Source organism: Paenibacillus sp. PL91 (assembly GCF_012935325.2).
Taxonomy (GTDB): domain Bacteria; phylum Bacillota; class Bacilli; order Paenibacillales; family Paenibacillaceae; genus Pristimantibacillus.
In genome coordinates, this window is the sequence record NZ_JABBYG020000035.1 from 16,569 (window position 1) to 29,055 (window position 12,487).

Genomic DNA, 12,487 nt, shown 5'->3' on the forward strand with positions numbered 1-12,487 from the left:
AGCACATTTTGAAAGGTTTTTAAATTTAATGGATTTAAATTAAAAAACATTGACGAAACATTCTGATCGAAGATAAAATCAATTTGAAAGATTTTTAATATCACTGGTACATATTTAAAAACATTTTATTTGCGTAACAACCAAAATGGAGGAATATTATGAGAATACTGGTCTATGGAGCAGGTGTATTGGGAAGTTATTTAGCTCACGAATTAGTTCACAATGGAAACGAAGTCACAATGTTAGCCAGAGGGCGGCGCGCGGATGAGTTACAGCAGAACGGTAATGTGATCCGTCATTATTTACAGCTCCGTACAACGGTCGATAAAGTAAACGTGATTCGTGAATTACAGCCGGAGGATGTGTATGATCTTATCTTCGTAGTGATGAAATATCCAGATTTCGAGGCAGTCTTTCCTGCCCTTGCAGCGAATAAAAGTAAACACATAGTTATTATGGGTAATAATGCAAGTCCCATTGAAATGCGGCATTATTTGCAATCCAATAGCCCTGTAGAGAAAAAGGTTGCCTTTGCTTTTCAGACGCTTGCCGGATGGAGAGAGAACGGTCGGGTAAACTGCTTGCGCGGCCCAAAGGTGACCTTGGCTTTCGGTAGCTTAGGGGAGCAACTAGATTGGCAATCGGTCATTGACCAAGCTTTAAAGAACACAAGGTATAATACGATCACCTTTACAAATATGGATGAATGGCTGAAAAGCCACTTCATTATGATTTTGCCTTTGAATCGCATTGCCGTCTCGTATAATGGGAACCTGCGCAAAGCTGCCAAAGACAAAAGGCTGCTTAACTACGTCATTGACGCAATAGATGAAGGCCATCAAGTGTTGATAAAAAACGGTTACACAATTACGCCTGCGAATCAATATCAATTAGTCCGAAAATATCGCAAGCTGTTTTTTATCGTGCTGAAGATTATATTAGCAACCCCCATCGGCAGAACCACGCTAAGTGGCAAGGCAGTTTCTTCCAATGAAATGGATATGTTGTACCAGGCTTTTTCCGATTTAAAGAATAGAGCGAACATGGCCACACCAAGTTGGGACAAGCTTTACAATTACATCCCTTTGCAATAATGGAAATAATCTTGTCTCTAATCGATAATGGATGTAGCACTTGTCCTTTTCCCAGAACAAGAGCTACATTCATTACTAGAAATCCGCTTGTTCTAAGTCAGATGTGGGGTGACCATTGAATTCAGCAGACCGTAATTCTACTCGAATATAATGACCCACTAGCGGGAGCCGAAGTCCATGTTGCTCATACTTCCATTGATTTATCAGGGTCGAGGGGATAACAAATCTCTTTAGCATCCCTACTCAATAACGAACCTATAAGCCCCCCCTTCACGATACTCTAAATTTCGTCGTCACTTATGGTACGGCTCAGCGCGATTAATCTTAAACAATCCTGCCCTTTACTTTAATGGTGGCGGAGCTCTTGGGCGAGAATTCGCTGCTAACATACTAAAAAAATCGGCGATAAAGTTCTCTTCTACGCTCTCCACGAAGTTGAGCATAAATTTGTGTGGTCGATGCTTTTTCATGCCCCAGTATGCCTTGAATAAAATCTAACGGTGCCCCGTTATCCAACAGCTGGCATGCATAAGTATGACGAAATCGATGAGGGTACATGTTTGCCTCAACCGCTCCACGAGCTGCAAGCCTCTTTATAGCCCATCTGAGCGTTGGAATGGCCATACGTTTTACGGGATTTGTATCCGTTACAAATAAGGCTTTACACGAATCCTGACGGCTGGCTAAATACTTCTTCAACCATACTTTACACTCAGTGGTGAAATAAATTTCTCTCTGCTTTGAACCTTTCCCATTTACAATGGCTGAGCAGTTTTCCCAATTCAGATCCTCAATGTTTATCTTCTCGACCTCTCCAATACGGCAGCCTGTGCTGTAGAGGAACTCGAGTAGCGCCTTTTCCCTTGATGTTTGACAAGATATCTTGAGATGTATTACATCTTCCTCTATCAAAAACTTAGGAATTCGCTTATCCATTTTGGGCTCACGTAGTTTGAGTGAAGGGTTTATAGGTAGATATGTTTCTTCATATGCAAAGCGGAACAGGGAACGAACAAAACGAATTCTGTGTCCTAGACTGCTTGGCTTCAATCGATCGGACTGCTTAGCTAGGTATTCCTTAAGCAGAATTAAAGTTATTTCAGAGATTTCTAAATCCCCGAGTTCCGTAACCAGCATCTTAAGCTGTAGGGAATAGGCTTTCAATGTATTTGGACTAAACCCTTGGATTCGCTTATCCGTTTCATATTGATGCCATAGTTCGCTTAAAATCATAATAAAACCTCCTATTAGAGCAATTAATACTAGTTTGCTTCTAATAGAAGGTTTTAGACCTTATTGATTAAATTAGCGTTCCTACGTTAGCTTAGAACGTGTGGATTACTCAACTGTGCTCCTCAATCAATGAGACTTCCCTTCCTTAATCTTGAAAACTCCGTCGCATAATACACCATGGCGATGGCCGGTAAGGCGATTCCGATCAGCAGTGCCGCCTTCCAGCCCCCCATTGCGTAAGCCCATCCTCCTGCCGCTGAGCCGATAGCGCCCCCTAAAAAGAAAATGGCCATATACAAACCGTTAATCCTACTTCGAAATTCCGCTCCTAAAGAGAAAATCACCCGCTGCCCGAGAACCATGTTGGCGGAAACCCCCATGTCAAGTAAAATCGCCGCAACTACGAGGATAGGGACTGCGAATGCAGAACTTGATAGAACCAGCAAGGGAAGCAGCCCGGAAAAGATGACGATGGCCAATGCCCATCCCGTAGCCGGGCGAACCCATCCACGGTCTGCCATACGGCCCGCAATTGGCGCCACAATTGCCCCCATTACCCCGACTAATGCGAACAGAGCGACCTCCTTCTGAGTGAAATGGAACCGCGGACTTGTCAATACCAGCGGAACTGTAGTCCAAAACAAACTGAACGTTCCGAATACACAAGCATGATAAATTGCCCTCCGGCGCAATGCCGGTGTCGCCTTCAGCAGATGCAGCATGGAGTGCAGCAGCGCCGGGTAAGCTGTAGCGGTCGAAGGCTTCCTTGAGGGTAGTGCCTTTGCCAATACAAGAGCCAGCGCAAAAATCAATGCTGCGGAGATGAAATATATGGCGCGCCAGCCCATATACTCCGACACCAAGCTTGAAATGGGACGTGCGAGCATAATCCCCAGAAGTAGCCCACTCATGACGTTGCCCACATTGCGACCGCGCACGGCTTCAGGAGAAAGATGAGCCGCATATGGCACAAGGATTTGAGCTGCTACGGAACCTACTCCGATCACGAGTGAAGCGGTGAGGAACAGGATGGCGCTTTTGATTACAGCGGCAATTGTCAAAACGGCGGCTGTAAGGAGCAATGATGAAAGGATCAACTTACGATTTTCCAGGATGTCTGCCAACGGAACGATAAATAACAAGCCGATCCCGTAGCCGACTTGAGTCAACGTAACGATGAGTGCGGCAGCCCCGGAGGAGAGCCCGATGGTCGAACCGATCGAGCCTATCAATGGTTGAGCATAATAAAGATTTGCCGCTATGATACCGCAAGCGGCTGCCAGGATAATAATCAGCGATGGTGAAACCGATTTTTCCGTTGGAGTGGAAGCTAAATGCATAGAAAGTCCCCTTTGCTCACCAGATTTTTTTCCGGAACAGTCGTTCCGGAATGTGCAAAAAAAAATGTTTTATAGAATTTCCATCACCATGTCTATCATCTGCTGCATCTTGCTGCGGTCCCCCTGCACCTTCGCAACGATATTTATACTATGATTCAGGTTTGAGAGCAGATAAGATAATGTCTTGATATCTTTCTCAGGCATGATTTCTCCCGTCTCCTGACCTTTGCGCAGCAGTTCGTAGAAGGATTTCTCCAACTCGTCAAACCGCTCCCTGATCAACTCATTCAGTTGCTCATCTGGCGAATCCATGCCGACTGCTGCATTAGTAATGAGACAGCCCTTCGGCGACTCGCCGCCCAAGGCGGAATCGATGTGTATCTCGAAGTACTGCCGGATTCCCGATTTTGCGGATGTCGCATTGACGAGGATGTCCCGTTTGGCTTGCTTCCACTTCTTGTACCAGTTGATCGCCTCGATATAAAGCGTTTGTTTGTCTCCGAACGTTTCGTACAGACTTGATCTGCTAAGATCCATAGCTTCCAGCAAATCAGGAATGCTTGCCGCTTCGTAGCCCTTCTTCCAAAAAACGAGCATCGCTTTATGAAGCACTGTTTCTTTATCAAACTCTTTGTAGCGTCCCATAGGTTCTCCCTCCGTTTCTGTAGGTACAGTATACACTTTTCCGGAACGATAGGTCCAATATTATCTGCAGATATGAAAGTTAGCTCAGGCTCGGATAAGATGGATTACAGATTTTTAAGTGAAATTAGTGGACCTCGATCACCACTTTCTAAAGAATAGCATTTGCTAGGTATTAGAGTAATCTGCCCTTTAGTTCAACAAAAGACCGGCAGCGGATCTCTGATCTACTGCCGGTCTTTGTTTTAAACTAATGTTCTCCGTTAGTTTAACGTGCTATCTTCTATTTCTTTTTATGTATCGGCTACTTCTTCTATGTTGACGAAATGCTGAATTAGAGAAAATCATGAATCACGATGCTCTCCTGAATTTCTATTTGATGATCGGAGAATGGAGATTAATCATACTGATAACGATTCTCAGGTCAACTATATGATCTATGCGGGGCTAAGGTGTCGCTGATCACTTACCCTTCAACAATCGACGCGTTCATGCAAACAAACCCCCGAATAGGTTCGGAGGTCTGAAAAGTCGGTAAATCACAAGGCTCCAGCATCTTTTGCTGTATAAAACGAGGGGTAGATTGGACGATAGTTTAACTCATTCCTAATGCGAGTTGTATCCACGATCATGTCCCATGGATTGAAAGGCTGCTGTGCGGCTTCTGCCTCTAACCGGTCGGACTGATGATGAAGTTGAAACAGCTCTGCTACAGTAATCGGGGAATCATCGGCGACGTTATAGATGCGGCCGTCTATACCGGGAGTGGAAGCAGCAAGCAGCAATGCCTGGCTTACATCCGCATGATGGGTCATATGAAGACGTTTAGCGGGTTGCCATTTACTCATCATCGGCAGGAATTCGGTAACATGAGGATCACTTTCTCCATAGACAAAAGCAAGCCGTACGATACGAAGTCCAAGTCCCTTCTCACGATGAAGCTGGAGTAAAGCTTCTTCAGCTTTTTTTTTGCTCTGAGGATAAGGGGATACAGGTTGCAAAGGGTCATTCTCTCGGCTCGGTCCGCTGGTATTTCCATTGCCATACACGAGATTCGTACTGGCAAACACAAACCTTGGAACATCCGCCTTCAAGGCAGCTTCCGCTAAAGAGATGCTTGCATCGATGTTTGACTTTCGCGCAGTTGCTTCATCTACACCGCGAAATTGCGCCGCCAGATGTACAACGACATCTATACCTCTCAGCGCGTAAGCAAGACTTTCCGGCTGAAAAAGATCACCTTCAATAACATTGACACCTTGCTGCTCTAGCATACCCGCCTTCGTCGCGTTCCGCACCAACACGCTAACGTTATGACCGCGCTGCAGTAAGCGTGGTACGAAGCGGCTTCCTACTTTTCCAGTTGCTCCAGTTAAAAAAATATTCATATTCGCGTACCTCCTATGATTTGTTGATGCTATACTTACAGTATTACAGATACTGGAATCATTTGCCTTCCTGCGCTTATCGTAGGTTTGGCAGTGTCAGGATAAGGGGAATCGTATATGGGAGAGATTTCTTCCAGCTTATCGCTGGGCGAATTTTTGCGGGCACGCCGAGAACGTCTTTCTCCGGAGGAAGTGGGGTTACCATCATATGGGCGGCGTCGAACGCCTGGACTGCGGCGTGAAGAAGTGGCCCAGCTTGCTCATATGGGTACTTCATGGTATACCTCCTTAGAGCAGGACAGAGAGGTAAACCCCTCGGCTCAGGTGATTGATAGCTTAGCCGAAGCGCTAAAATTATCAGTCGATGAGCGGCGTCATCTACATATACTGGCAAGGGCAGCAGAAGCGAACGAAGCGGAACCTGCTCAAGAGGTAAGCGTTGGTTTGGAGCGAATGTTACGGGCTCTAGAACCGAATCCTGCTTTCATTTTGGGACGAAGCTGGGATATGCTGATGTGGAATCGGGCAGCGGAAATTGTGTTTCGCCTGCCGGCGTTTGCTATGGAATCAGAGCAGCGACCTAACTGGCTGCGAAGGTTTTTGACAGATTCGTCTCTTCAGACTAATAATTCAGATTGGGAAGCCAAAGCGCAGGTCATGGTTGCACGTTTTCGTGCAGATTACGCGCACTTCCCGCAAGACGAGAGGTTTTGGGAACTGACAGAGGAGTTTATACAAAACAGCGAGTTGTTCCGTTCTTATTGGCCGCTTCATGACGTTCAAATAGCTGCTGACTGTCACAAACGATGGATGGACCCTTCCATTGGCGAGATGGAGTTTGAGCATGTAACCTTAGAGACTCCCCATAACCCTTATATGAAAATGATGATTTATACGGCTTCGTCGGATACCGCCGAGCGACTAAAACATTTACTGAAAACTTAAACCAAAGAGACTACCGAAGTGATATGCTCCCCGAATAGTAGACAGGTGAAATAATAAAAACCTGCTGCTAATGAGGGGAGCATTTTCATGTCTAATTCATTATCGTGCAGAAGAGAAACTCGCCATTATCAAAGAAATCGAATGTGGTGAACTTAGCATCATGGCCGCTGCGTACAAATATGGGATATCAAAAACAACCTTGGTTAAGTGGCGACACAGATATGAAGTCTATGGCATCGAAGGGTTAGAGGTTCAAAAGAGCAACCGCACCTATTCTGCTGAACTGAAGCTTCAAGCGGTGAAAGATTACCTGGATAGGGAGTTATCTCAATACCAGATCATTGACAAATACAAGATTGCAAGCAGGACACAGCTTTCCGACTGGGTGAAGAAGTATAATAGTCATAGCAGCTTAAATGCCTACAACGAGGGAGCAAAGGCTATGACGAAGAGACGTTCTACAACATGGCAGGAACGGCTGGAAATTGTTCAATACTGTCTAATACATAACCAGGACTACGGGAAGACAGCGGAGCAGCATCAGGTCTCTTACCAACAGATTTACCAGTGGGTAAAGAAATACCAGAACGGCGGGCAGGATGCCCTACAGGATGGCCGAGGACGAAAAAAGACAGATGAGGAGTTAACCGACGCAGATCGTCAGCAGCTTGCGATGAAGAAGCTTGAGGTTGAAAATGAGCGTCTAAGAGCAGAGATTGCATTTTTAAAAAAGTTAGAGGAACTCGAAAGAAGGCGACGCTAAGTTTGATCCGACAGGAGAATATCTATCTTGCTATTCAAGCCCTCCAGCAGGGAACCAACGCCAGCATAAAGGTGCTGTGTGAAGTAGCAGAAATTCCACGTTCCAGCTATTACAAATGGTTACAACGTATGCCTAGTGCTCGTGAGCTGGCAAACCAGCAACTCACAGAAGCGATGATCACTTTGCACGAGAAGGTTGGTGGCATCTACGGATACCGTCGACTAACCCTCCATTTATGCCGACAAACGCAGCAACAGATTAACCACAAACGCATCCAGCGTCTTATGAGACTCAAGGGAATTCATCGGTGATTCGCAGAAAGCGAAAGAAATATGTGCCGTCATCTCCTCAGCATGTAGCAGAGAACCTGTTAAACCGTAAGTTCCACGCCGAAACACCAAATGAGAAATGGCTAACGGATGTCACGGAATTCAAATATGGACATGGGCAAAAGGCGTATTTAAGTGCCATTTTAGACCTGCATGATAATACAATTGTCTCCTACATACTGGGGAAATCCAATAACAATAGTCTCGTGTTTCAAACCTTAAAATTGGCGATGCAAACGGTCCCGAACAGCACACCTATGCTTCATAGTGACCGTGGTTTTCAGTATACCTCGCTAAGCTTCAAGAAGCTCCTGGAAGGCAAGATCGTACAGAGCATGTCTCGAGTTGGCAGATGCATTGATAACGGCCCCATGGAATCCTTCTGGGGAACTCTTAAATGCGAGAAGTATTATTTGCGTCGTACATACCCAACCTTCGAAGAACTTCAAAAGGACATCGATGCGTACATTTATTTTTACAATAACGAGCGTTTGCAGGCAAAACTAAACGGCCTCAGTCCAATAGAATTCAGGACCAAGGCCGCTTAACCGATTTTTATTATTTATATTGTCTACTTGACGGGGTACAGTTCAAAGCGCCAACTTCAGTAGTCTCTTTCTTTATAACGGTTTCGGAAAAAATTGGTGTCACGCCGAATCCTTAATTGAAGTAATCTGCCCGTTAGCGTAATGCTGCCGACTTTTTGCTCGTTCAAACTCTTTATGTTAAAAACTCTTTAGCCGATAAATTTTCATAATCCCAATTCATGGCCTCTATTGCAGTCGCGCCTGAATAATTCGTTCCGCAATTTTTTTCATAGTTGTAGACCAATCAATCGTGCCGTCAAAGGGTAACCCGTGTACCCATCATAGCGAAAACCTCCAAATGAAAAAGACCGTATAGAAACTAATTCTACACGGCCCTTCAAAAATCCTATTTATTGGATAGATTGTCAACAGTCACGTTTCCGCGGACTTATTACGAACTGGGATATAAGATCAATGATTCATATAATGGGCATATAATTGCTCGAAGGTTGTAAAACGTTCGACTTCTCTGCCGACCTTACCATATTCGACTACATATTCATCCATCATTTCAAGGAACTTCTCTTTCATTACTGGTAAATCACTTGCATCGAAGTACTGCATGAGATCAAATTTCTTGGTTCCTATCTCCGCAGCCATTTCATCAAGATATCCTTGTGCTCCAAAGGCCGAAAGAAAGGCATAGGAGGCATCGTTCATTTTAACACTGTTCAAGATTTTATTGCGGCAGTTGCACCACAATTCTTCGTAAGTTCCCCTCAGATTATCAAAAGTCGGAGCAGGTTTAACAATGAAGTTATCACACATCTTGCTATGTAACCTCGTAACGCTATTCAACATATTAAAAGATGCAATTCGGATATCTTCAATGGTATGAGCTTCGATGACTGACATGTATAAGGATTCGAGATCATCCGGAACATAGCGATACGAGCTTATTTCTTCCAAATATCGCTTGATTCCTCGTTTGATGCACTTGTTATTCATGCTGACCAAGGCATTGACCAGATTGTACAGAACGCCGGCAGATGCATGTCGCACTGAACCGATATCTTCACCCAGCATCGTATCGCTGTATGCTTGCTTACCCAGATCGATCCATTTTTTTGCTCGATTAAGACACGCTTCTCCTATCGGCTCCGCAAGCGCATCAAGAGCTTTTTGCCTGAAGTCGTTCAATTTCTCCAAATCCTCAGGCTTTGCATAATAGAGAATTTCGAGCTCGGTTAGGCTCGATACGTTGGGACTCTCCAAGGTGGATTGCGCGTGTATTCTTGTATCCCATGGCGTGCAATAGATGTCATATCCAACGTCATCTAAGATGAAGCAATCGGATATTCCCCATCCCCTTTCTGTATTATTAATGATAATTAAATCAAGATCGCTCTTCTCGTGAAAGTCCCCGGTGCTAAACGAACCAGTAAGCCCAATAATTGCGATATCGTCTAGAAAATCTCTTCTTACGCGTTCGATCACCATGTTGATCAGCTGTTCATTTTTGTCCAGCAACTTCTTCTTTATGATTTCGTTCATTCGTTACACCCCTTCGTATGAGCCGGCCGTCCTTCATCATAACAACCTCAACTAGAGTCTATCGATTTAGAGGTGCGGTTGCTATGTACAAGTTGATTTAATTCATCTTTGCACAAAATCCGCTAAACCGTCGATATGACGATTTAGCGGATTTCATTAGTTCTTTTTATAAATAATTTTCTTTATGCTTTCGCAGGACAAGAAATACCGATCCGCCAACTCCCTTATGCTGACTCCATTGCGGAATAGGGATTTAATCTCGGCGTTTCGAGCAGAGACCATACTCTTGCTGCGTGTTTTCTCGCCCCATTTTAAGTGTGCCTCTTTGGGTTTTGGGATATAAACCAATTCGCCCTGAACGTATTCTTGAATAATACGAAGCAATTCTTCCGGAAAAATAAACTCGGCTTTTGAATATTTCACGTGCCTCACTCCTTATTTAATAAATCAATAAGGTGCAAAGCCAGTTAGAAGAATATTACTATTCGTCGTTGGCAATGTGATTGTTCCTAAACTCTATGCAAAGCATTGCCATATCCTTCACTGGCTTTGCATAGAGCCATGCATGTAAGAATCCTACCCCGATTGTTTTCAATAGCCTCACCTCCATAGAAAATAGATGCCTGCTATCTGCTATTATATCAGAGCTTGTTGTTCAAGTGTTTTTGAACCATGTCTTTTATGACTGACACGGTGTTCGCTTATTTTGAAGTCCCAGTCGAAGCACTTTCAATTGCTCCCTGCGAGAGAGGTGCTTGAACCGAGGTCCTGCTTCAAGAACCGCCGGATGAATCGCCCAGCTGTTTGCCGGGGTCCGTTCCCGCTTGATGTACGGTGCCTCATATGGCAAATTCGGCTTGCGAATACTGTGGATCAACAGGAGCTCTGGCTCATTGAGGATTCATGTATGCACTAGAAGACTGATACCTATGAAGACGGCTGGATCATTAAGAAATTATCATACAAAACGAATTTCTACTCTGATTTTTCACCGAAGAGTTAAACTATCCTGCCCGTTCGTATTATGAGGTCACCAGATCTTTCTGGTGGACCTCATTTTTGTGTGGTCGTAAGATAGCGGTAGCCGGGGATCGAACGTTTCTGCCCGTGAGACTTGAATCTCGAGAGCTATTCCGTTCATCCCCCCTACTTGTTAAACCATGATTAGGCTAGTTGGGGCATGACCCCGAATCACATGCGATAATGTGGACGACAAGAAGGTTAGGGGCTTCCGGCGAATATATAACAAGGAGTGGTTACATGAATCCTGTCATCGGACTGGATGTTTCCAAAGGAGAAAGTCATGCACAAGCATTCACTGACCGAGGAATACCGCACGGAAAGATCTTTCAGTTTGAGCATAATCTTGAGGGACTGGCGTCTTTCTTGAATTTTGTGCAGGACCTCGAATGCGCTACTGGACTACGTCCAGCAGTAGTGTTAGAAGCAACTGGACACTACCATAGCCCTGTCATTCAGTTTCTAGATGAACATCAATACCTGTATATTGTCATTAATCCGTTAATTTCACACCAGGCCAAAAAAACCAGCTTACGCAAAGTGAAAACGGATATCGCGGACGCCTATCAACTAGGGGAGTTGTTCTACAAGGAAGAATTAGAACCGTACAAAAAACGAGGGCAATTTATGATGAATCTACGCTATCTGACAAGGCAGCATGATTCTCTAACCGATATGTATGTGCAAGCGAAGCTGCAATTTCAGGCTGTTCTTGATCAAGTCTTTCCGGAATACCGTGGCGTGTTTGGAGACCTGTACTCGAAGGTATCCCTTCGTTTTCTGGCTCTTCACCCTACCTCTTCCGCAGTGCTGACTAAGTCTCTAAATGACATCACAGCGACGATCCAGTCTCTTACTGGGCGGTCGAATTCCGCATGGGCGCCTGATCGCGCGCTGAAACTAACAGCTGCCGCGGAGCGAAACCCTTTCAAAGAAACTGCTTTTTCAAGCCATCTCATCTCGTTGGAACTGCTCATTAATCTGCTTCTACAGTACCAAGAGCACCTAGCAAACCTCGACCAGTCCATAGATGCTCTGGCTGCAGAATTACATGAGTATGAGTTGATCCAATCGATACCCGGCATTGGCACCAGAATTGCTGCAACAATACTGGCAGAAGTCGGAGAAATCGATCGATTTGATCATGCAAAGAAGCTCGTTGCATTTGCCGGTGTCGACCCAAGCATCTTCTCTTCCGGCAAGTTTACAGCAACCCGAAATAGGATTACCAAACGCGGTTCCAGAAGACTTCGAACAACCTTATATCTGGCCGTACGATGCGGTCTGCGCAGCTCACGCAACCAAAAACTCCGAGCCTTTTACGATAAAAAGCGTGCCGAGGGCAAGCCGTTTAAAGTAGCTGTTATTGCCTGTGTAAATAAGCTAATTCACTGGATTTTCGCGATGCTTACCCATAAAGAAGCATTTCGTCTGACCTAAGCAGGAAACACTATCCTGTTTAGGAAAGCCTCCCCATCCACTTATGGATGGTTATTTGGCATGCTCTTTTTTCAGTATAACATCATGGGCTTTATCCATTAAGTTTTAAATATTGACAAGCTATTAGCTAGAATGGTTCAACAATTGAGATGAACGGTATGGTCCTATGCTGATATATCCATAAACGTTGATATATAAGCATTTATAGGCAT

At 44.7% G+C, this 12,487-nt stretch carries 9 protein-coding genes and 1 pseudogene; 4 read left to right on the forward strand and 6 right to left on the reverse strand.

All coding sequences use genetic code 11. The annotated features are described in order from the left end of the window. The first annotated feature begins 158 nt into the window (after positions 1-158). Positions 159-1,094 (forward strand): ketopantoate reductase family protein, encoded by a 936-nt coding sequence (locus HI950_RS34135; protein WP_169091314.1) that lies wholly within the window; start codon positions 159-161, stop codon positions 1,092-1,094. A 390-nt stretch (positions 1,095-1,484) separates the two neighbouring features. On the opposite strand, the gene HI950_RS34140 is transcribed toward HI950_RS34135, so the two are convergent. The 4 genes from HI950_RS34140 to HI950_RS34155 form a co-directional block, all read right to left on the reverse strand. Continuing rightward, the gene (locus tag HI950_RS34140) at positions 1,485-2,327 is read right to left on the reverse strand and encodes a tyrosine-type recombinase/integrase (RefSeq protein WP_169091316.1); all 843 of its coding nucleotides are present in this window, start codon (positions 2,325-2,327) and stop codon (positions 1,485-1,487) included. Positions 2,328-2,449: 122 nt separating this feature from the next. Beyond that, positions 2,450-3,667 (reverse strand): MFS transporter, encoded by a 1,218-nt coding sequence (locus tag HI950_RS34145; RefSeq protein WP_169091318.1) that lies wholly within the window; start codon positions 3,665-3,667, stop codon positions 2,450-2,452. A 69-nt stretch (positions 3,668-3,736) separates the two neighbouring features. Continuing rightward, the gene (locus tag HI950_RS34150) at positions 3,737-4,312 is read right to left on the reverse strand and encodes a TetR/AcrR family transcriptional regulator (protein WP_169091319.1); all 576 of its coding nucleotides are present in this window, start codon (positions 4,310-4,312) and stop codon (positions 3,737-3,739) included. 536 nt (positions 4,313-4,848) lie between these two features. Then, entirely contained in the window at positions 4,849-5,697 is an 849-nt protein-coding gene (locus tag HI950_RS34155) for an NAD-dependent epimerase/dehydratase family protein (protein WP_169091321.1), read from the reverse strand. Positions 5,698-5,814: 117 nt separating this feature from the next. On the opposite strand from HI950_RS34155, the gene HI950_RS34160 reads away from it, so the two are divergent. Continuing rightward, positions 5,815-6,642, forward strand: a complete 828-nt coding sequence (locus HI950_RS34160; RefSeq protein ID WP_169091323.1) for a helix-turn-helix transcriptional regulator — start codon at positions 5,815-5,817, stop codon at positions 6,640-6,642. 70 nt (positions 6,643-6,712) lie between these two features. Beyond that, a pseudogene (locus HI950_RS37225) lies at positions 6,713-8,282 on the forward strand (IS3 family transposase). 450 nt (positions 8,283-8,732) lie between these two features. On the opposite strand, the gene HI950_RS34170 reads toward HI950_RS37225, so the two are convergent. Then, complete coding sequence (locus HI950_RS34170) at positions 8,733-9,815, reverse strand: nucleotidyltransferase domain-containing protein (protein WP_169091325.1); 1,083 nt, start codon at positions 9,813-9,815, stop codon at positions 8,733-8,735. Between the two features lie 156 nt (positions 9,816-9,971). Continuing rightward, entirely contained in the window at positions 9,972-10,238 is a 267-nt protein-coding gene (locus HI950_RS34175) for a CD3324 family protein (protein WP_169091327.1), read from the reverse strand. Between the two features lie 837 nt (positions 10,239-11,075). Here HI950_RS34175 and HI950_RS34180 point away from each other — a divergent pair. Next, positions 11,076-12,275, forward strand: coding sequence for an IS110 family RNA-guided transposase (locus HI950_RS34180; protein WP_169091329.1), 1,200 nt, complete (start codon positions 11,076-11,078; stop codon positions 12,273-12,275). The last annotated feature ends 212 nt before the right edge of the window (positions 12,276-12,487 follow it).